Source organism: Spirosoma validum, assembly GCF_014699035.1.
Classification (GTDB): domain Bacteria; phylum Bacteroidota; class Bacteroidia; order Cytophagales; family Spirosomataceae; genus Spirosoma; species Spirosoma validum.
Genome location: NZ_JACXAA010000001.1, coordinates 1,120,277 through 1,142,256, shown reverse-complemented (window position 1 = coordinate 1,142,256; position 21,980 = coordinate 1,120,277). Strand labels below are relative to the sequence as shown.

The following is a 21,980-nucleotide window of genomic DNA, read 5'->3' as shown; positions in this document are numbered from 1 at the left end:
TTTATTATCATTACGAACACCCTGGCTGCGTGGAATAGGAGAGTATGATATGAACTATTGGCATGTATTGAAGGTATGTTTCGTCGCTGGACTGTTATCCGCAAATCCATTGCTTGCTCAGAAACCAGGCTTAGTGACGGACAATACGTCGGTTCAGTATCCACGAAACTGGTCAATACCCGGCTCAAAGATCAAGTATTACAAAGCCGATTCCAATGCGTTTACACACGTACCGGCCCCCGATGTTTTTCTGCGGCAACGTAGCGCGAATGGTCGGTTGGCGGCTCCGAAAGCGCAGTTTATCGTTACGTATACCAACTTCACGGCCGAAGCACGACGAGCCTTTCAATACGCCGTCGATATTTGGGCGTCACTGATTACCTCGTCGGTTCCGATACGTATTCAGGCCAATTGGGTGTCGATGGAGCCGAATATGCTGGGATCGGCCGGGCCCGCTTCATACCGATACAATTTCGATGGAGGGCAGAAAATCCAGGCTTTTTATCCGGTTGCCTTAGCCGAAAAAATTGCCCGGCGCCCCCTGAACAACGATAACGAAGCAGATATCGTCGCTGATTTTAACCGAAACAACGACTGGTACTACGGCACGGACGGGAAACTGCTCAAAGACCAGATGGATTTGGTGACGGTAGCCCTGCATGAACTGGCGCATGGGCTGGGTTTTATTGGCTTCTATGATTTTGTAGATGATCAGGGGGTTAACAAAGAAGCCTTTCCCTCGATCTACGATTATTTTCTTGAATCCGAGGACGGCAGACGGTTGGTAGCCTCAAACGATTTTCCGAATTATTCGGACCCGCTGAAGTATCAGCTGGCAGGCGAACGACTGTATCTGAATGGTCCCGTTTTGAAACAGACAACAGGTCAGCGGATTAAAGTATATGCCCCATTTAAATTTAATCTAACGTACAGCCTTTATCATCTGGACGACACTACGTATCCGCCGGGTTCCGTCAACTCGCTGATGCGGGCGCATCTGAACCGGAGCGAAGCGATCCATTCACCCGGCCCGCTCGTACTGAATTTCTTTTCCGACCTGGAATGGAGAACGACGTCTGTGCTGCATACTCCTCCGATCATTGACGAAGACGTAAAAGACTTTGTTTTCAGTACGCGCATCATCAGTGATACCACCCTGCTTACCGGATCGCCTAAATTAGTTTATCGCAAAACCAAACCTACCGAAACCGATACAGTGGCAACAAGCGTTGCGCTCACACGGGTGGGTACTACAGACGAATACCAGTTCACGCTTCCGGCTGCTCAGGCGCAGGGTGAAATCTGGTACTATTTTCAGGCGCAGGATGCCTCTGGTCGTACGTTCTCGAATCCGGGCCGATTGAAGGCGGGGGCGCAAACCTGGCATCGGGTCTGGATTGGTCCTGACAAGGTTGCGCCCGCTATTCTGTTCAGTCCGTCGAAGAGCGCTATTTTTTTAACAACTGAGGCTGATACGTTACCCATCTATGCCCGTATTGCCGACGACGCAACGGGTATTTCGACGGCTTACGTTGATTATCAGATTAACGGTATTACCCAGCCTGCTGTACTGCTAAAGTATACCTGGCAAGCCATCGGCAATGCTCTATACGACAGTGTATTTGTGAATCGAATTCCTTTCCCGGCTAACTCGCTGAAAGTTGGGGATAAAATAACCTATCGGATCGTGGCGCAGGACGGCTCGAAGGCGAGGAACCAAACGGTTAACCCGTCTACGGGGTTTCATCAACTTGTCGTGGTTTCCCAACCGCCTGTTCGTGAGCAGTATACCAATTCGTTCAATGACGCCACCGCGGCTAATGATTTCGTCGGATACGGATTTGGCATTAGTACGCCAGATCATTTCGGCGATCCGGCCATTCATTCGGAGCACCCGTACCGAAATGGGACAGACTTTCGGTTTCAGGCCAATTTTGACTACACACTATTAGCTCCCATTCGCGTTCGTACAAATCCGGACAGTGCGATGATTCGTTACGATGAGATTGTGCTGGTCGAGCCGGGAGCGCCTGGAAGCAAGTTCGGGGATGCGAATTTTTATGATTACGTCATCATCGAAGGGTCAAAAGATAACGGTCGTACCTGGCTCCCCATTCGCGACGGATATAATTCGAACGACCTAAGCGACTGGCAGACGCTTTATCAAAGTAATTTAACCAATGGACTGTATCGTGAGCAAAACTCAGCAGCCGTACCTGTCCCGGCTTATTTCCGACACCGCGATGTTCCAATTTTAAAACCGGGGGGCGCTTTTAAAGCAGGCGACCAAATTCTGATTCGCTTTCGATTACTAGCTGATCAACTGGCCTATGGCTGGGGCTGGGCAATTGATAATCTACGCATTCAGGCCCCTGCTCAGTTGGTACTGGCTAATGAGCCGACTGCAATCGGTCAGCTATCTATTTCACCGAATCCGGTTGGTAATACGTTGTTACGGTTAGAAGCAAACGTAGTGAAATCCGTTACCGAAGCGCATATCCGCATTGTTGGACCGACCGGGCAGACGTATCATCAGACGAAACTGAAAGTCGTTGGTACAAAAATTAATGAGCAGATCGATCTCCAGTCTCTGGCCGCCGGATTGTATTTTGTGCAGCTTACCGTTGACGGCACCGTAGTAACAAAAAAAATCGTTATCGCTCGGTAGCCGTGATGCGGGCGGTCCGCACTACGAGAAAGTTAATTTGCAGTGTATGAATAAACTGTTTATCAGCACCCTGTTTATTGCTGGTTTATTGATTGGCTGTTCGCCTGCCCGGAAACTGAGCCGCGATCTACAGACCAGACCAATTTACACCGATCATTTTACGGGCGTTGCCCTGTACGATCCTGTCCGAAAAAAAGCGTTGATTCAGCACAATGCCGACAAGCCGTTTACCCCCGCTTCGAATACCAAATTATTTAGTTTCTATGCCGGTCTGTTAGTTCTGCCTGACTCACTACCCGCACTTCGGTATGTCAGTCGTAACGATTCGCTGATTTTCTGGGGTGTCGGCAATCCGCTCCTGCTTCATCCTGATTTACTGGATACAACGGCGCTGACCTTCTTACGGAGTCGGCCGGAGCAGTTGTTTTTTTCAGCCGCGAACTACGATGGACCCCGTTTTGGGCCTGGTTGGGCCTGGGATGATTACAACGACGATTATTCAGCTGAGTTAGCTTCCCTACCGATTTATGGCAATGTCGTGCGTTTTCGAAATGGGAAGAAAAGCCCCCGTCGATTCGTTGACAGCGTTCGTGTTTCTTCTGACCCGAAAGTGCCTGTTGGAATACACCGGTCTGAGTTTGGTAATCAGTTTACGCAGTCCGCCGATGGAAAACCCGTTAGGCAGGACGTACCGTTTCGGTGGTCAGCTGACTTGGCCGCTCAGCTGTTAGCGGATACGCTTCACCAGCCAGTCCGTGTGCTGAACATACCGATGACGAATAATACCCGATTGCTACGTGGCTCACCAACCGATTCCCTGTACAAGCGTATGCTTTACGTCAGCGACAATCAGTTTGCGGAGCAGATTGCGTTCATGATTTCAGCCGAACGGAACAAATCTCAGCTCGAACCGAATGCCGAACGTAGTAAAATCATAGACAGCGTATTGCATTATCCGGCGACTTCGGCCAGATGGGTAGACGGTTCCGGATTATCGCGCTACAATGCTTTTACGCCGAACGTATTGATTGATCTGGTAAGCCGAATTTATGCCAAAGTACCCCAGCAACGACTGTTTGCGCTCTTGCCAGCTGCTGGCCAATCCGGTACGTTACGTAGTATAGCTATGAATGGTAAGCCGTACGTATTTGCCAAATCGGGTTCGATGACTGGCGTGTATAATCTGAGCGGTTACGTACTGACGCAGAGGGGTAAAATCCTTTATTTCAGCATCATGCATAATAATTTCACGCAACCTGTCAGCCAGATGCGCCAGCGAACGGCAGAATTATTAAAAGAAATCCATGAACGGTTTTAGTGGATCGTTACCCGGATTAAGAAAAATCAAACGAAGATACGTAGACAGGGGCGTCTGGATTAATCAAGACTGGTTCATCGGAACTCGTTTTGACCATGACGTGAGTCGTGATATTCTTCTGAAAGCCACTGAGCGGCCCCATTCTTTTAGAATCGGTCAGTAATTTGTTGAGAGGATCTTTTGTATCGATTTGCAGAAGCGCTGAATGGCAGTTGACGTGGGCCAAAACACTTTCTAAAAGCACAGAAAAAACGTCCTCGCGACCTTCTTTCAGATAGATGCCTTCCAGAGTCACAAACTGATAGTTGGCCGGATCGAAAAAGCGACGGGTTACCGAAGAAAGGGGCAGCATGTTCATCATGACCCAGCCACTCAAGCCTGGCATCGCTGAAAATTTCCAGCAAACTGGATTCGCCTGTACACCGGCAATAATTTCATCTCCTTCTTTCAAGACAAAATAGTTGTTCTGGTAGCTGATGTAAGCGAACGTCGTGAGGCTGTACGTTTCATAAAAACGCCTAAGTTTCGTCAGCAAAGTTGCTTTATCCGAATTCGGCAAGCGGGTGAATCGCGAATCTAGTTTGGGTGAGTAACGCCGGAAAACAAACGTTCTTAACGTAGTGATCGACGTAAAGCCTTCTCGTTCGGATATACGTAATGATCGTGCGTTCTTTTCTTCGATGTAGGAATAAAAAATGCAGGACGTAGCGACGTGGGTTTCTACGTACCGGACGGCTTCAACTTTTAACAAACGGCCGTAGCCTTTTCCTTGCTGCGTTTCGGTAATCGACAGATAACGTCCGTAAAATCCACTGATGATTGAATCGCCTGATACGTTGATTTTCCGTTCATCCAGGCAGTAAATGCCGATAAGCTCTTTGTTACTGAATAGATGAAAGAAGAATGGATTGGCGAGCTGGTGAATCTTAGCCTCATGTCCTGTATGCTGATACTGGATACCGTTGGTTCCGTAGACGGTACGTTTCAACAAGTCTATCGCGGCTGCATCGGCCATTTTTTTTACGACGATACGAACAGATTGCTGCTGGTAGATCAAGGCTTCCTTCGGTTGATTGTCGCTAATTAATCCGTTCATAAACTCAGCGTTTGATCAGCCGATAAATCGGATAACTCACGGCAATAAAGGCGATGGCGTACATACTGCTCGAAAAATCACCGATAACGACGCCTAGTAAAAAAGCCAGCGACGCAATAAGCAGGGTCCAGGTTGAAAATGGGTAGCCCCAGGCCAGAACAGGTCGAGGAAGTTCGGGTTCGGTTTGTCGCAACCGGATCAAAGCCGCAAAGCAGGATGCGTAACAGAGCACGAAGAAGAACGTCGCAATGTCGGAAAGTTTGCTGTACGTATTGGTCAAAATCATCAGTATAGAGGCTGAAGCCGTCAGAATCGTCGCATTGATGGGTGTACCGCCTGCGTTAATGTGTGTGACAAACGGAAAAAACAGGCCGTCGCGACCCATGGCGAAAATAACCCGCGGATTAAACATGATCTGCGCGTTGATGATCCCCATAATCGAGATCATCAGCAGGAACGTAACGACCTGCGCACTGCCCGGTCCAAACAAGAGCTGCACTGCATCGGCCGCCGGGAGTTTTGAATTAGCCAGAGTTGATAGAGGCAATACGTATAGCAACGCCAGATTGACCAGTATGTAAATGCTAATAATGAGCAGTACTCCCCGAATCATTGACCGGGGCAGGTTGCGGCTGGGATCAACGTCTTCCTCGGTAAAATAAGCCGCCGTGTGCCAGCCATCATACGTATAAAAAACGGCCTGTAGCGCTGCCAAAATTCCGATCCATATACCTCCTTCGGCCAACGGACGTACCGTATCGACCGCTACGGGTTTATCGGGCGTAATGAAAAAGCAAACCGCTACGAAGACTAATAAACCAACAGCCTTCAGAACACTCATCACCTCCTGCGCGCGACTCGCTAACCGAACCCCAACGGAGTGGAAGGCCACAAACGCCACCAGAATGCCAATGGCCATACTTTTCTGATAAGACACCAGTGCTGGAGAAAGCAACCCAATGTATTCGCTCATAACGGCTGCTCCAAAGGCCATAGCCGATACGCTACCCAGCCAGCTACTGATTCCGATTACGAAGCCCACGTAGTTGCCAAACGCCCGGTGGGCAAATACGTACCAGCCCCCGGCTTTGGGCAGCATGGTTCCTAATTCCATAACGGATAAGGCTCCGGCCAGTGCATACACGCCAACAATCAGCCAGACGGCAATAATCAGGGTAGGGCTACCAATCTCCTGCGCAATGGGACCAGGTTTTCGTAAAATACCGGTGCCAACGGTGCCACCAATGGTTACGGCCACGCCAAAGCCGACACCTAACAATTTTTTGAGTTGATTTTGGGCCATTATTCGGTAGGTGAACGTGAGGATGCCAGATCAGTGGAATGGTAATCCTACAATGATAGGAAAAAATAGGGCTTGTTGGAATGGCTTACGTACCTGCGAACCGGCTTCATTGGCGTTTTTTCGTAAGTTTGCCCGTATGAGAGCGCTGTTGATAAACCCCTACGTACTGGTGTTTGTGGGCGGAGGCATAGGTAGCCTGGCCCGTTACGTTGCCGGGCGACTGATTCCGGCGACACTTGCGGGAACTCCGTTTCCCAACGCAATTCTGGTCGTTAATATTCTGGCCAGTTTTGTGTTGGGGGCCGTTGTTGGGTGGGTGATAACCCGGTCGGCAGGGGAGGAGGCACGTTTGTTGATTGGCGTCGGTTTCTGCGGGGGCTTGAGTACGTTTTCGAGTTTCAGCTACGATACGCTTGTGTTGCTGCAAAACGGTCGGCTTGTTGCGGCTTTGCTGAATATCGTGCTGAACGTAGTGATTTGTTTATTGGCTTCCTTTAGTGGTTTGTGGCTCGGACAGAAACTTTAATCAATAGGGTCATTGTCCTCCGCCCAGTCGTAATTCTTTATTCCTAATGATATCAACTTTTTCGTCTGCTCAGGACGTAGCGCGGCAGTTACATGATGCCCACGAAACGTTTAAGGAGAAAACCCTGACGCATCGCCGATTCAAGCACCACGACATTGTCCCTCTGCTGAATGCATTAAGCGCACCGTTGTCGATTAGCCAGGTGGGCGAATCGCTGGAAAAACGAGCGATTTACCAGGTTAAAGCCGGGACGGGGCAAACAAACGTATTGCTCTGGAGCCAGATGCACGGCGATGAAGCAACCGCCACGATGGCTCTATTCGATATTTTTAAGTTTTTACAGGCGAAAAACGATGGTTTTGACGAGTTGCGTCAAGCGATTCTGACGAATACGACGCTTTATTTTGTGCCGATGCTCAACCCAGACGGGGCCGAACGATTCCAGCGTCGAACCGCAACGGACATCGACATGAATCGGGATGCGTTACGTCTGCAAACACCAGAAGGCGCTATCCTCAAAAACCTGCAACAGACGCTCAAGCCGCTGGTTGGTTTCAATCTGCATGATCAGAATCCACGGTACAGTGTTGGGAAAACCGGTAAACAGGCAGTGGTTTCGTTTCTGGCGACGGCTTATGACGAAGATCGGAATATCAACGATGTGCGCCAGCGGTCGATGCAACTGATTGTGGGCATGAATCGGGTCTTGCAGCAGTTTATTCCGGGGCAAATCGCGCGTTTTGATGATGAGTTTGAACCACGGGCATTTGGCGATAATATTCAGAAATGGGGAACAACGCTGGTTCTGATCGAATCGGGCGGTTATAAAGGCGACTCGGAGAAAATGGCAATCCGGCGGTTAAACTTCGTGGCGATTCTATCGGCGTTGAAAGAAATTGCTGATGGATCGTATAAACAGGAAAACACGGCCGAGCAAGTAATTGCCCAGTATCAGGCGATTCCTGAAAATGGCCGCCCTTTGTTCGATGTGCTGATCCGTAACGCAACAGTCATACGCGAAGGACGTCCTGTGATTGTTGATGTGGGCATTAATCGCAATGAGGTCAATGACAATACGGCCCGAACGTTTTCTTACAAGAGTCAGATCGAAGACATCGGTGACCTCTCGACGTTTTTCGGTATTGACGAAATCGACGCAACCGGTCTGACGCTGACCCCCGTTTACCAACATACCGACACGCTTGATTCCGTTTCTGACTTGGCCAAATTGGATCTACCAGCGCTTCGACGCGAGGGCATCCTGGCATTTCCGGTACGAAAAGCGCCTAACGATACGTTCCTCGTTCAGCCCGTACACCTTTTGAATGAAGGCACTCTACCAGCCAACCCGCTTGAGTTAGAGCAGATTCCTACGTTCCTGCTCATGAAAGACAAGCAGGTTCGGTACCGGTTCGTCAATGGTTTCTGGGAAGAAAATCCGAATGGTTTACAAAACGGAGTGATTGACTAAGCCACACTAAACATAACGTAACGGTAATGTTGACGTAACGTTCGTATAATAGCCGATCGGTAGTTTTGTTACGTTCTTTATCCACGACAATTATTCAACTTCATATTGGTGTCGCATAGAAAGGCCAGCGCTTTGCGCTGGCTTTTTCTTTTACGGGCCATAAATCCGAACAGTCCGTTCTGATAAGCCAAACTGGCTTGCAATTCATCCACCTATTCAAACCATTAAAGGCTGGATATTCCCGTTTCACGACTCAACCGCTTTCCTGAATAGCCTAATCATCAGAGTTTTGCTCCGTCAATATGACGATGTAACAGCGAAAATAAGATCGTTCGGGCAGACAACGATTTCTCACGTAGGGGTAAATCGGTTCTGAATGGTCGTACTGAAGATCAGTAAACAACATGAAACTACATTTACTTCCTCTCTTTATCGTCCTGTTTGGCTGGCTGCCTGCCCTTGGGCAAGCAACCACTAATTCAGGGCTCATCTCCGGTAAAATTACGGACCAAAGCACGGGGCAAAGTGTTCCGTTTGCCTCAGTAGCGGTTAAAGGAAAACCGACCGGTACACAGGCTGACGCGGAAGGACACTACCAGCTACAGCTACGTCAACCCGCCGATTCGTTACTGATTTCGGCACTTGGCTATCAGACGGCACAGGTGGCTGTTACTGGATCAACAGTTGATGTAATCTTACTACCTGCCGCTACGCAGTTGAATGAAGTCGTTATCCGCGCAGGCGAAAATCCGGCTTTCCAGATTTTACGGGATATTCACGCGCGCCGTAAACAAAATGATTTTAGTCAATTGAACGGCTATGAGTATGAAGCATACAGTCAACTCGCCATTCGTGTCAATCAACTCGATGAGCGTTTCCGGCAACGGAAGCCGGTACGGGCCATCTTACGCGCACTTGAACAGAAACAGGGCGGTAAAACGGCCTCTGAACTGCCCGTTTTCCTGTCCGAGACCGTTTCGCATCTCTACGCCCGGCAGCATCCGCAGCACACGAAAGAACAGATTCTGAAAACGAACATCAGTAGCGTTGGCATCACTGATGACAGCTACGTAGCACAATTTACAGGTGCGGGCTTTAATACGCTCAATTTTTATAAAAACCAGATTAGCCTGTTCAAAAAAGAATTTATCTCGCCATTGGCCACCGGCGGGCGTACAGCCTATACCTACTTTCTGGCCGACACAGTCAAGATTGGTGAACACACTTGCTATGGCATTGATTTCGACCCAAAAAACGAACGCGATCTGGTGTTTCGGGGCCGGATGTGGATCGATACGCTCACCTACGCCCTGGTTCGAATTGAGGCTCGTGTCGGGTCGGTGGCGAACATCAACTTTGTTAGCCAGATCGACATCGATCAAACCTATGAACTGGCATCTGACTCCAGCAAAGCCTGGTTGCCCGAAACGACACACCTGACTGTTCAGGTTGGCGAGATCGTTCCACACACGTTTGGCGCTACGGTTGATTACCTGACATCAGTTCGGCAGCCGCTGGTCGGAAAACCAAAATCGCTGGATTTCTTTACTACCGAAATAGAACTGGCCGATGATCGCGACCAGGCACCTGCGGATTATTGGCCTGCCAAACGAGAACAATCGCAGCCGTCGCAAACCTTTGAGCAGACACGAGCCTTATTGGATACCGTCCGGAGTTTACCGATTGTAAAGACGTATACGAAGATTGGGCAATTTTTGCTCAACGGCGGCAATCTGCCGCTCATCCGGGGCGTTGATGCGGGTTCGGTCTTTTCTATGTGGGCCTACAATCCCATAGAAGGCAATCGACTACGGCTGGGACTTCAAACAAACAATGCGTTTAGCCGTAGCTGGCAATTATCTGCTTACAGCGCTTATGGTACCCGGGACAAAGTCTGGAAAACGGGTTGGGAAGTTAATTTTATTCCGAGCCGCCGGCCATTAACACTGATTACATTACGGCACAGCTATGAATTGGAGCGGTTGGGCTATCGGCAGGAAGACATAGCGGATAATTCATTTTTTCGGGTCACCAGCCGGTTCGGAGCGTACCGACAGGCGTATTATCAGCGGGAAACGGCGTTAACCGCCCAACGCGATTTAGGATCAGATTTCACTCAAACGGCTGGGGTTCGGCTTCGCACTATGAGTCCGTTGTTTCCGTTCGCTACAAATCAATCGGGCGAGGTTTCAAATCCAGTAACCGTCACGAATCTGGAAAGCCGGGAGTTTTTTCTGGAAACCCGTTATGCACCGGGCCGACTACCCGCCCGCCGGGTTACCGCTGGTCGTCGAATCCGACGCCGTACGACCGAAACCGCTCCGATCATAACGTTACGCTATACCCTGGGAACGTCTTCACTTCAGGGAAACCAACTGGGTACGTATCACAAATGGCAACTTCAACTGGATCATGCGCTACGTTGGGGGCTATTGGGCCGTACGCAGTACACGGTTAAAGCCGGTTTCAGTCCATCGCTTTTGCCTTACCCTCTGCTGGAAATGCACCTGGGCAATCAAACCCTGTTTTACAACCGCAACGCATTTAACCTGATGAACTACGCGGAGTTTGCCAGCGACCAATACGTCTCGGTAGCCGTTGAACATAAATTTGATGGATTGATCACAAACCGACTCCCGCTGATCCGCCGTTGGGGATGGCGTTCATTCGTAACGGGCAAAGTACTCTGGGGCCATTTAAGCAGTGAAAATCGGAGTTTAATTGCTACGCATGATGCTACTGGAAAACCCATGCCATTCGTTCACTCCTTGCAGCAAACGCCCTACATTGAAGTCGGTTATGGTGTTGAAAATGTCTTTAAATTCCTACGACTTGAAGCGATGTATCGACTAACGTATCGAGAAAACCCGAACGTAACGCCGTTTGCTGTAAAAGCATCTTTTCAGTTTAGTTTATAATCACAAGCTACTTCCAAACAGAATCGCCCGACTAAACAGCCGGGCGATTCTGGAAGGGTATCACGGGTTTTAACCCGTTTGGGAACTGGCCGAAAAACGGATTAAAATCCGTGGTACCCAAGGTTAGAATGTGTATCGGGCGCCGAGTTGCATCTGCCAGCGTGATGCCAATGGATCAATGGAATAAGGAACGCCCGGACGGCCCCACGTAAAAGTTGGGTCACCTGTAGCGGGGTTGGTTGCCCGGGTCAAGCCAATCGACGATGTTGAGTTGAACGTATTGGGCGAGAAGTAAGAATACCCCAGTTTCTTATTCAGCAGATTCAGAAAGTTGATCACGTCGTAGCTGATCTGAATCGACTGACGGCCTTTCAGCTTAAACTCGTGCAGGAAGCGCAGGTCCAGCGTATTATTCCAGGGAGTACGCCCGGCGTTACGTTCGGTGAAATCACCTTTACGCGTTTTGAGGTACGAATCAGCCTCAACGAAAGCCATGAAATCAGCTGCCTGCGTTTCGGTTGGTAATAGGCGCTGGGCTTCGCTTAGATCTTTGGGGATATAAGCCAGACTGTTTGCCTGTCCGGTTCCATCCACCGTTGAGTTAACATAGCCCCAGGAGAATGGCGTTCCTGATTGCAGTGAGTAAAACAACGTAACGGTTGTTGCATTCCGTGGATTCCAGATCTGCCGATAGTTAACCGTACCCACGATGCGGTGGCGAATATCGAAATTCGAGTAACCCAACTGCGGATCGTTGGGCGTCAATGACTGATTCAACTGCCAGTTCGATTCCATCGAGTTCCGAATCCCGTTGGTGATGTCAAACGATTTGCCGTAGGTATAGGCCGTTGAGAAACCAAATCCCATCGGAAAATTGCGCTGAATCTGGGCCGTCAGACTATATCGGTAGCCTTTGTTTGTGTTCGAGAGCAGATACGCGTTGGCGAAGTTATTGTCAATCCGCTGCGCCCCCGACGTCCCATTGGCCGCTACGTAGATAGGCTGCTGGCGTTGCGTGTCGTAGCTGTAATACCGAATCGTATCTTTCGTGTTAACCTGCTGAAATTTCAGGTCATGGATCACTTTCGTATACAGGGCTTCGAACGTGAGTTTGTAGCCACCCACTAGGTAATCCACCGCTACGTTGCTGCGGAACATCTGTGGCATCTTGAAATTGTTGTCCAATAAATCGACCTGCGTTCGCCGAACACCACCGTTTGCCGGATTCGCATTCACGCCAATGGCACCACCCGTAGCTTGATTAAGCGGGTCACCTACTAATTTTCGGGTGGCCGTTGCATTGTTGTTGTAGTCGTATGCGCCATAGCCCACACCATCGTTATAGAACGCATACCCTAACCAGGCAAACGGAATCCGACCGGTAAAGAGGCCCGTTCCACCCCGAATCACAACGCTTTTGTCGCCTTTCACGTCGATGTTAAAGCCTAAGCGGGGCGAAATCTGCACGTTATCCAGGTATTTGTTCGTGATCTGGCGTAGGGGCGTATAAGCATATGTATTGCCGTAGTTGCGATCATCTGTCGAAGACGTAACCTGCGAATTCAGCGTCGGTTTAGTTGGTAGACCCGTATAATCGAAGCGAATACCCGGAGATAGTTTAACACGGTCGCTGATCTGAATTTCATCCTGCGCATAGACGCTCAGCAAATTGACGTTGAAGTGCGCGTAGGGATTGTTGAACTGGTAATCCAGATTGTTCTGTGTATCATTGAAGGCATACGAACCCCGCACCCGGTTGGGTAATTTAGCCAGAAATTCGGCCGGTGTCCGGTACGAAATCCGACCGTTGGGCGAGTTCACAAACCCGTAATCGATCCCGTAAAATTCGTTGTGCGTACCGATTGTGAACGTATTAATGCCTTTATAAAACGTGAAATTGTCGGTGATCTCAAACGTCTTCTGTTTCAGGTTAAACACCGATGCTTCCCGGTCATTCCCTACGAAAATCGTACCGCCGTTGTAGCCGATTTCAACCTGAGGAAAATTCAGGTTATTCGACAACGGATTTCGGTAATCATGAACGCTGGAATACCCCACAATCAGGCTGTTCGACGACCGACCGCCAAACTGGCTTTTTAGTTCAACCACCGTACTGCTTTGGTTGTTCGTTTGCTTAAAGTCCATACTACCGAACCGGAAGTTGGCTCCATCACGCTCCAGATTCGTGGCTTCCGAAAAAACCGTGTTGTTCCGAATGCTCAGCTGATGTTTGTCGCTGATATTCCAGTCCAGACGGTTGAAAAACTTGGTGCTCTTCGAATAGATCGAGTAGTCGCCGGTTGCGCCTGCGTCAAAGCCATAGTTTTCTTTAACGAACGTACTGATTTGCTGCGCCACCGACGCATCTTTGATCAGCGAACTTGGCGACCCGGCCTGAAACTGAATCGGGTCCTGTCGGCGCGTGATTTCTTCGTTCGTAAAGAAAAACAACTTGTTCTTGATCAACGGAAACCCCACCCGAACGCCCGTCTGGTATTCATAGAACGTACTGGGCAATTTTTCTTTTGCATCTGAAGCGCCATTCCAGGAACCCGTTAACGTAGCGTTCCGCCCAAACCCATATACCGCACCCGTTACGTCGTTGGTTCCGCTGCGGGTTACGGCATTGACCGAACCGCCCAGAAAGTTTCCCAGTCGTACGTCAAACGGCGCGACGGCCACCTGAATATCCTGAATGGCGTCCAGACTAATTGGGTTGGTACGTGTACTGGAACCCGGTTGACCTGAAGAACCGGTTGCTCCGCCCAATGACGGGCTGAACCCGATGGCATCGTTATTGATAGCACCATCAACCGTTACGTTGTTATAGCGAAAGTTTGTACCGGCAAAGGAATTGTTATTGTTCGCCTGGGGCGACAGACGGGTCATATCGGTTAGGCTGCGCGAAATGGTTGGTAACCGACGAATGGATTCGCTGCCAATGCTAACCCCTGCTCCCTGACGCTCACCTTCGCGGTTCCCTTTTACGACAACTTCGGTCAGTTGGGCGCTGGCATCTTTCAGCGTAATATTCAGGTTTGTCGTTTCGCCTAATTGCAGCGTTACGTCCGATAGCGTTTCAGTCGTGTACCCAACATACGTAACAACTACCTGATAGGGGCCGCCCGCATTCATGCTATTAATACGAAAACGTCCATCGCCGTCAGTAACGGCTGCGTATTTAGTACCGGTTGGGGTATATACGGCCTGAACGGTAGCGCCCGGTAAGCCTTCTTTCTTTACATCGATAATATGGCCGCTCAAACCGCTAGTTGTTACTTGGGCCTGAGAAACAGACGAATTAGCCAAGACAAGTAATACCAGGAAAAATAACGAGGAAAAAAACTTCATTTGCTGATAGCGAGGTGATTTCGGTGCAAAATTGGGCGAAATCCGAGCGCCATCTGTTAGGCAAATGTTATGAAATGGATAGCATACGTTAAGCTTTTGTTAAGCTTATTATTCCACAAAGCAGTCGGATTGCTGAATCGACCTGCTACTAACTTTTTGGTTTGGAGCGAAGGCGATACTAAGCAACGGCGACAACCTGCCGTAAAATTCTGCGATTATTTCATATGAATTTGTCAACTCTGCGTTACTTCTATGGTGCTCATTCGTCTATTACTCGACTAAGTCGATGAACTTTTAGGTAGTTTACCCACGTTCGAAAATAAATCCTGGCCGATTAACCACCGAAAATTAGTCAACGCTTTTTCTAGTAGGTGTATTAATCTCTTGGCTGATTGTCTAGTACTTAGTAATTTGCTTACTAAAAGGTTATAAAATAAAAAAATAAGAAACACCACCATTTATAAACACCAACGCACTTAAACCCCGTAACAATGATCTCAAAGAAAGCCAAATATGCCATCAAAGCCCTCAAAGTTTTGACAGAAGAATACGGAAAAGGCCCCGTGTTGATCTCTTATATTTCAGCCAGGGAGAATATTCCGAAAAAATTTCTGGAGGCTATTCTGCTTGAATTACGCAATCATGGTATTCTACAGAGCCAGAAAGGAAAGGGCGGAGGTTATCTGTTGCGTGTTGATCCAGCCCGGGTTAATCTGGCACAGGTATTACGGGTTATTGACGGACCAATCGCCCCTACGCCCTGCGTTTCGTTCAATTTTTATGTAAAGTGCGACGACTGTAACGATGAGGTAACCTGTGCACTACGTCCAATTATGGAGCGCGTTCGGGATGCGAATCTCAGTGTTTACGAAAACACTACGTTGTTGACATTTCAGAATCCGGCTACGTTGGAATCCCCAAAAGATGCCTCCGTGAATCAAATAACGGCATAACGAGTTTGTAACGAATTAAAAATAAGCGGGGTTGTCGGGTTTTAGGCGTACTAGCCAACTCGACAACCTCGCTTATTTTTAAGATTATTGCTTACTCTTCCATGGGTTGGTGTTCCTTTCGCAGCAAATCATTTACCGTTTTAACCGGGTTGAAGGTAATGAGTGGCACTTCTACGAAAATCGTATTCCAGTCAGCCATTGCACCGTTCCATAAGCCAGGTAATTCCTGCGCTTTGAGATCTTTCCCATCTTTCGACTTGGCCGTGATGAAGCCCGTTTGTGGATCGCGGTAAGCGGGGAGGTCGTATTTTTTGCCATGATTATCTTTCAGCCCACAAACCAGATCAACCGGATTGAAGTGCGTCGCTTCATCGAAAATGGCTTTTTGGCCAGCGTTTGTCAGATCGATCTGCGCCGACTCAACTACTTGCAGTGATACGGAGCCATCCTGGTTTTTAGCCCAGAAAGGTCCACCGCCCGGTTCACCAACGTTCTTAACCATGCCGCACACACGCACAGGCCGATCTAGTTTCCGACGGTAGTAATCCAGTTTCTCTGCTTTCGACAACTTGTCAAATCCTTCGGGAGGTAACGTATAGAGGGTCCGTCGGAAGAGTTCGTCGGCTTCGGCAAGGTAACCGTCGCTTACTTCACTGCCCTCCAGCAAACCCTGCAACCTGGCAATCTGTTGTTGCGCATCGAGCAGAACCGCAGCTAATACCTTTTTATACGTAATGGTTGGTTCCTTGATCTCATCGGGAACAACGTTGTCAATATTTTTAATAAAGACGATGTCGGCGTCGATGTCGTTGAGGTTTTCGATCAGCGCACCGTGACCTGCTGGCCGGAAAAGCAATGAACCCGGTTGACCGTCGCGATCAGCGTTTCGGAAAGGCGAATTGTCTGGATTGACCGAAATGGTATCCGTCGATTTTTTCTGTTCCGAAAAACTAATGTCGAACGTAACGCCAAGCCAGGCTTCGTAGTCGGCTTTCTGCTCGTCAATTAATTTCTCAAAGCGACTACGGTGTTCAGGAGAAACCGTAAAGTGAATTTTCACCAAGCCATCGGAATTAGCGTAAGCCGCTCCCTCAATCAAATGCTCTTCAACGGGTGTTCGGGGACCATCAGCGTACCGATGAAACTTAAGTAAGCCTTTGGGCAAACTGCCGTAGTCCAAACCTTCATCGGTCAGTATAAATTTCAGGACGGTCTTGCGATCGTTCTCGGCAACGGCTTTCTCTAAATCCTGTCCTTTGGCAGCCATAGCGGCTTTAAGATCTTCGTAAAAGGCAAAATCCTGTAGACGGGCAAATACCTCATCGACCGATTTGTCGGATTTGCTGTCCAGCGCGGCAAACAGCGATTTAAACATACGGGTGGCGGCTCCCGACGCCGGGACAAACTTAACCAGTTCGCGCTGGTGCGCTGCTTCGTCGAAGCGGTGAATATAAGTGGGTATCTGGTCTTCATTCACGCGCACGATACCGTCGCCAATGGTAGCCGCTTTAATGACATTGAGATAGGGGAAACCCTGAACGAAATGATTTATTTGTTGGTCGATCTGATCGAGGGACACGCCCTGCGCTAAAATCTGGTCCTGATCGTATTCGGTAAATTGCATAGGGATAAAAAAAACAGGGTTAGGAACAAGTGGCAAATTGGGTATTTCAGTAATCTCACGCAAATCAAATTTTTAGGTAGTTTATGCTATGTCAAAGTTTGGGTCTCTTGCGAAGGTTAGGGCAACCTACCTTATTTTTGTCGATCAAACTAGCTGGCTAACCTACCATGAAACTGATCGCCTTCGATGCCGACGATACCTTATGGGTAAACGAACCAAACTACGTAGATGTTAAGCAAAAATTGTGTGAGCTGCTCTCTCATCACATCGATCAGGAGACGCTATCGAGCCGATTTTATGAGACGCAGATGCGTAACCTTGAGTTGTTTGGTTATGGGGCCAAGAGTTTTATCCTCGCTATGATCGAAACGGCCATCGAACTGACCAATGGTGCCATAACAGGAGCCGAGATTCAGCAGATCATCGACACGGGACGAAAATTGCTGGATTTTCCGATTGAGGTGCTTGATGGTATCCCGGATGTGCTTAAGACGCTGTCTAAGGACTTCGATTTAATGGTGCTAACGAAAGGCGACCTTTTCGATCAGGAAAGTAAAATTGCGCGCTCAGGGCTGGGCCAGTATTTCAAACACGTCGAAATCGTCAGCGAAAAAAATGAACAGGCCTACCAACGTATTCTGCAAAAATATGGTGTGCAACCCGCTGATTTTGTGATGATTGGTAACTCGCTAAAATCTGATATACTACCCGTCGTGCACATTGGTGGTCGGGCTATACACATTCCGTACGCAATTACGTGGGCGCATGAGCACGTAGCGGATGAACAACTGGTCGGTAAATCATTTATGGCTTTGGCAAGTGCACGAGAACTACTGGCACTCCTGGGAAAGGTCAACCAGGGATCGTAAATCCGTCGGCGTCCAGATTCGCCGGAAATTTTTCCCGAAACGACCGTAATTCATCCAGCGAAATCGTCTGTTGATGAACAATCTCCGTATCAGAATGCCGGAATACTACGTCACCTTTAAAGTCGATAACGGCTGAATCACCCGTATAGGGATGTCCATTACCATCTGTTCCAACGCGGTTAACGCCCACTACGTAGCTTAGATTCTCAATAGCGCGACCTTGCAGCAATACGTTCCAGGCGTTACGTCGGGCGGCAGGCCAGTTCGCTACGTAGAGTAGAAGGTCGTACGCAAAATCTGGCGATTCGGTCTGACGGTTGCGGCTCCAGACGGGAAAGCGGAGGTCGTAGCAGATAAGCGGACAAATACGCCAGCCTTTCCACTCTTTGATGATTCGGGTTGTTCCGGCAGTATAAATGCCATCTTCGCCCGCCATACGGAATAGGTGACGCTTATCATACGTATCAAACTGTCCATCGGGCTGCATCCAGATGAGTCGATTGAAATAAGTACCGCCTTCCTGCACGACATAGCTACCCGTTACGACAGCCCCTGTTTGCGAAGCCATCTGTTTCAGCCAGCGAAACGTAGTGAGGTTCAGCGGTTCTGCCACTGCACGAGCGTCCATTGTGAAGCCCGTCGTAAACATTTCGGGAAGAACAATTAAATCGGTTGGTTCTGGCAGGTTAAATAGGTGTTCCTCCAACATAGCCCGATTCGCCACAGGAGCCTGCCAATATAAGTTGGGTTGGAGGAGGGTGATATGCATAGAGAGGAGGGGAGGAAAGGGAGGAAAGGGAGGAAAGGGAGGAAAGGGAAAAGCTGTTAAATCCTTTGTCCCTTTCTTCCTTTTACTCCCTTTCCTCCTTTACTTTGGAAACTTCATTTTATACTCGGCATCGGTCTTACCTTTCGAGATATCGGATAGCTTTTTCTTAATGAGCGTCCGGCGGAGCGAAGGTAGGTAATCGGTGAAGAGCTTACCGTCGAGGTGGTCATATTCGTGCTGGATGATGCGGGCGGCCATCCCTTCGTACTCTTCTTCGTGCTCGTTCCAGTCGGTATCGAAGTAACGAATGACAATGATTTCGGGCCGGAACACCTCGCCCCGAATGCCCGGAATACTTAAACAGCCTTCTTCAAAACCCCAGTCGTCGCCCGCTTCTTCAATAATTTCGGGGTTAATGAATACCTTCTTAAAGCCAATCAGCGTTTGGTCGATGTCTTCTTCCGGCTCATCTTCATTCAGGGGTTCACCATCGACTATGAACATTCGGATGCTTTGCCCGATCTGCGGAGCTGCCAACCCAACGCCCGAGGCCGCGTACATCGTTTCGTACATGTTTTCGCTCAACTTTTTCACGTCGAGGCTACCGGGTTCAATATCTTTGGCCCGCTTCCGCAAAACCGGGTCACCGTAGGCAATAATTGGGAGAATCATAAGTTTAGTGAAGAGTGAAGAGTGAGGAATGAAAAGTGAAGAGCAATTATTCTTCACTTTTCATTCCTCACTCTTCACTACTTTTTGCTTTCCATATACGATTGGAGAATAATGGCCGCACTGACTTTGTCGATGTTACCTTTCTCGCGTCGATCCTTTTTGGTGCTTCCGCCCGCAATCATGGCTTGTAAGGCCATTACGGACGTAAAGCGTTCGTCATGCCAATAAACCGGAATGTCGGGTAAAGCGTTCTGCAAATGGGTTACGAACTTCCGAACGCGGGGTGTATTATCCGTATCGGCGCCGTTCAATCCTTTCGGAAGGCCAACAATGAACGCTTCGACGGGTTCCCGCACTACGTAGGCTCTTAAAAACTTCAGCACCTCGTGCGAAGGCACCGTTTCCAGCGCCGACGCAATTAATTGCAGCGGGTCCGTAACGGCGATGCCAGTACGTTTCATGCCATAGTCGATTGCTAAAAGTCGCGCCATTTCGACGGCAAAGGTACGAAGTTAAGGGGATGGGGCAATGAGCGCGGAGGATGGGGCAAGGCGCAAGGAAATAAAAATGACGTATAATTTAATTACTCTATGCCCCCAGCTCCTTACCCCTTGCTCCCTGCCATTTTTCCACATCCTGCCACGTATCTAAATCGATGTTGGCTAATGGAAAGGAAACCTCAGCGCAGTCGTTCCGGTATTGCTGAATAAATTTGCGGGCACCCGTATCGCCGGATAGGTTTAAGAAATGGGCTTTGTAGCGAATATCGAATAGGGCCGGTACACCAAGATTATCTTTTTCGCCGTAATGGCAGGCCACAATACCTTTGACCGTTTGTTCCTGGGTGGTAATTAATTGCCGCAGTAGATCAGACGTTACGTAGGGCTGGTCAGTTAAAACAACCAAAAAAGCGTCGACTGATTCATCGGACAAGGCGTTCAGACCAATTCGTAAAGAGGAAGCCATGCCTTCCTGCCAATCGGGATTTACCGTGATATGGATTGGTAAATCAGCCAGTTCACTACGTATCATATTCTCGTTAGCTCCCAATACGGCGATTACTGGGCCAACTTCCAGCGATAAAGCTGTATTCGCGATACGTCTGACTAACGTCTCATTTTGATACGTCAGTAATTGCTTGGGCGTACCGCCTAAACGGGTCGAACTTCCCGCGGCTAAAATGATGGTGGCAATAGGCATACGTCTATCCGAGGACATCTAAGTCAGCCGCATCGGCTTGACGACTATGAAATGCTGCATTCCCAGAAAGTCGTTCGTGGATTGGGCCAGGTTTGTCTTTCAGGAAACCACCCGCGCCTTTCGTGAAAAACGCTTTCACTTCGGCAATGATCGACAGCGCAATTTCGTCGGGCGTTTCGGCACCCAAATCGAGGCCGATGGGCGCGTGAACACGTAGTAAGTCCGCTTCGGTAACGTACTGCCCGTCTTTTTCGAACTCGATCTGCATTTTATCGAATCGTTTGCGCGGGCCGAGCATACCGATATAAGGAACGTCTGTTTTGATCAGCTCCTGCAAAACTGCCCGGTCGTAGTTGAAATTGTGCGACATTAATACAGCCGCTGTTCGACTGGTAATGGTCAGTTTATCAAGAACGGCCTCGCGGTCGGCGTACAATACGCAGGTGGCCACCGGAAATCGTTTTGGCGAGAGATGCGCGATGCAATCGTCGGTGACTGTCACCTGCCAGCCGAGTTCACGAGCCAGTTTGGCCACCGGAATAACGTCGTAGCCAGCGCCGAAAATGACCAGTTCAATACCAGGATCAATCCGTTCGATAAAGACCTCAACGGTTCCCGACTGAACAGTATATGCTTTGGTTAATGGTTTGCTGGTTGCGAATACGTCCTGCATATCGTCCTGCAACCAGTTGGGTATGGCGTCCGTGTCGGCGTCGACCAGAATAAACCGATCTCCGGGGGTATGACCCGTAAAGTTGTCACTTTTGAGGACCGTAGCCAGTACCCGAACATCACGTTTCTGGGTAAACTCTTTCAGTAAGGCAACCGGATTCTGCTCGTTATCGGGATTAACGGGTTCGATCAGTACGTCGATAATGCCGTTACAGCCCAGTCCCACGCCGAAACTGTTGGCGCCGTCATCCATCGTATCATACGTAACAACAATAGGCTGACCATCGAGCATAACCTGACGGGCTTTTCGTAGTGCATCGCCTTCCAGACAGCCACCACTGATGGCCCCTTCCCAGCGACCATCGTCCGTGATGAGCATGCGTGCGCCCGGCCGACGATACGACGAACCCTCGACCCACACAACGGTTGCCAGAGCGGCTTTGCGCTGCGTGAAATCGACCTGCTCAAAAACCTCAACAATGCGGCTAATTTCTTTCATCTGATCTTACTCTATACTCTTACAACGACAGCCAAAAGAATCTGTTCAATTATGATCAGTTAATAGGTACC

General features: G+C 49.1%; 16 protein-coding genes. 7 read left to right on the top strand and 9 right to left on the bottom strand.

All coding sequences use genetic code 11. The features are described 5' to 3' along the window. Nucleotides 1-49: 49 nt before the first annotated feature. Both IC230_RS04535 and IC230_RS04530 read left to right on the top strand, forming a co-directional pair. Nucleotides 50-2,668 (top strand): T9SS type A sorting domain-containing protein, encoded by a 2,619-nt coding sequence (locus IC230_RS04535; RefSeq protein WP_191037759.1) that lies wholly within the window; start codon nucleotides 50-52, stop codon nucleotides 2,666-2,668. Between the two features lie 46 nt (nucleotides 2,669-2,714). Beyond that, a complete protein-coding gene (locus IC230_RS04530) occupies nucleotides 2,715-3,986 on the top strand; it encodes a D-alanyl-D-alanine carboxypeptidase (protein WP_191037758.1) in 1,272 nt (423 codons plus the stop codon). 16 nt (nucleotides 3,987-4,002) lie between these two features. Here the strand turns inward: IC230_RS04530 and IC230_RS04525 are convergent, their stop codons facing one another. Together IC230_RS04525 and IC230_RS04520 are read right to left on the bottom strand one after the other, a co-directional pair. Next, nucleotides 4,003-5,082: a GNAT family N-acetyltransferase gene (locus IC230_RS04525; RefSeq protein WP_191037757.1), complete on the bottom strand. Its 1,080-nt coding sequence runs from the start codon at nucleotides 5,080-5,082 to the stop codon at nucleotides 4,003-4,005. Nucleotides 5,083-5,086: 4 nt separating this feature from the next. Beyond that, a complete protein-coding gene (locus IC230_RS04520) occupies nucleotides 5,087-6,385 on the bottom strand; it encodes an APC family permease (protein ID WP_191037756.1) in 1,299 nt (432 codons plus the stop codon). Nucleotides 6,386-6,521: 136 nt separating this feature from the next. Here IC230_RS04520 and crcB point away from each other — a divergent pair, with 136 nt between their 5' ends. The 3 genes from crcB to IC230_RS04505 all read left to right on the top strand — a co-directional run bounded on the left by crcB (nucleotide 6,522) and on the right by IC230_RS04505 (nucleotide 11,300). Next, the gene (gene crcB / locus IC230_RS04515) at nucleotides 6,522-6,911 is read left to right on the top strand and encodes a fluoride efflux transporter CrcB (RefSeq protein ID WP_191037755.1); all 390 of its coding nucleotides are present in this window, start codon (nucleotides 6,522-6,524) and stop codon (nucleotides 6,909-6,911) included. A gap of 46 nt (nucleotides 6,912-6,957) precedes the next feature. Then, a complete protein-coding gene (locus IC230_RS04510) occupies nucleotides 6,958-8,382 on the top strand; it encodes a M14 family zinc carboxypeptidase (protein ID WP_191037754.1) in 1,425 nt (474 codons plus the stop codon). A gap of 404 nt (nucleotides 8,383-8,786) precedes the next feature. Beyond that, nucleotides 8,787-11,300: a DUF5686 and carboxypeptidase-like regulatory domain-containing protein gene (locus IC230_RS04505; RefSeq protein WP_191037753.1), complete on the top strand. Its 2,514-nt coding sequence runs from the start codon at nucleotides 8,787-8,789 to the stop codon at nucleotides 11,298-11,300. A 123-nt stretch (nucleotides 11,301-11,423) separates the two neighbouring features. On the opposite strand, the gene IC230_RS04500 is transcribed toward IC230_RS04505, so the two are convergent. After that, on the bottom strand, nucleotides 11,424-14,651 hold the full coding sequence (locus tag IC230_RS04500; RefSeq protein ID WP_191037752.1) for a TonB-dependent receptor: 3,228 nt from the start codon (nucleotides 14,649-14,651) through the stop codon (nucleotides 11,424-11,426). A 491-nt stretch (nucleotides 14,652-15,142) separates the two neighbouring features. Here IC230_RS04500 and IC230_RS04495 point away from each other — a divergent pair, with 491 nt between their 5' ends. Next, nucleotides 15,143-15,604, top strand: a complete 462-nt coding sequence (locus tag IC230_RS04495) for an RrF2 family transcriptional regulator (protein ID WP_191037751.1) — start codon at nucleotides 15,143-15,145, stop codon at nucleotides 15,602-15,604. A 91-nt stretch (nucleotides 15,605-15,695) separates the two neighbouring features. Here the strand turns inward: IC230_RS04495 and IC230_RS04490 are convergent, their stop codons facing one another. Continuing rightward, nucleotides 15,696-17,228 carry a DUF4301 family protein gene (locus tag IC230_RS04490; RefSeq protein WP_191037750.1) on the bottom strand — a complete coding sequence of 511 codons (1,533 nt, stop codon included), beginning with the start codon at nucleotides 17,226-17,228 and terminating at the stop codon, nucleotides 15,696-15,698. 167 nt (nucleotides 17,229-17,395) lie between these two features. Between IC230_RS04490 and IC230_RS04485 the strand changes: the two genes are divergently transcribed. Next, entirely contained in the window at nucleotides 17,396-18,097 is a 702-nt protein-coding gene (locus IC230_RS04485; RefSeq protein ID WP_191037749.1) for an HAD family hydrolase, read from the top strand. Here IC230_RS04485 and IC230_RS04480 read toward each other — a convergent pair. The 5 genes from IC230_RS04480 to IC230_RS04460 form a co-directional block, all read right to left on the bottom strand. Then, nucleotides 18,081-18,866 carry an amidohydrolase gene (locus IC230_RS04480; RefSeq protein WP_191037748.1) on the bottom strand — a complete coding sequence of 262 codons (786 nt, stop codon included), beginning with the start codon at nucleotides 18,864-18,866 and terminating at the stop codon, nucleotides 18,081-18,083. The genes IC230_RS04485 and IC230_RS04480 overlap by 17 nt on opposite strands. A 99-nt stretch (nucleotides 18,867-18,965) precedes the next feature. Next, on the bottom strand, nucleotides 18,966-19,538 hold the full coding sequence (gene def / locus IC230_RS04475) for a peptide deformylase (protein ID WP_191037747.1): 573 nt from the start codon (nucleotides 19,536-19,538) through the stop codon (nucleotides 18,966-18,968). A 77-nt stretch (nucleotides 19,539-19,615) separates the two neighbouring features. Next, nucleotides 19,616-20,029: a Holliday junction resolvase RuvX gene (ruvX, locus tag IC230_RS04470; protein ID WP_191037746.1), complete on the bottom strand. Its 414-nt coding sequence runs from the start codon at nucleotides 20,027-20,029 to the stop codon at nucleotides 19,616-19,618. Between the two features lie 97 nt (nucleotides 20,030-20,126). Next, nucleotides 20,127-20,738, bottom strand: a complete 612-nt coding sequence (locus tag IC230_RS04465; protein ID WP_191037745.1) for a nucleotidyltransferase family protein — start codon at nucleotides 20,736-20,738, stop codon at nucleotides 20,127-20,129. 4 nt (nucleotides 20,739-20,742) lie between these two features. After that, nucleotides 20,743-21,909 (bottom strand): XdhC family protein, encoded by a 1,167-nt coding sequence (locus IC230_RS04460; protein ID WP_191037744.1) that lies wholly within the window; start codon nucleotides 21,907-21,909, stop codon nucleotides 20,743-20,745. Nucleotides 21,910-21,980: the final 71 nt, after the last annotated feature.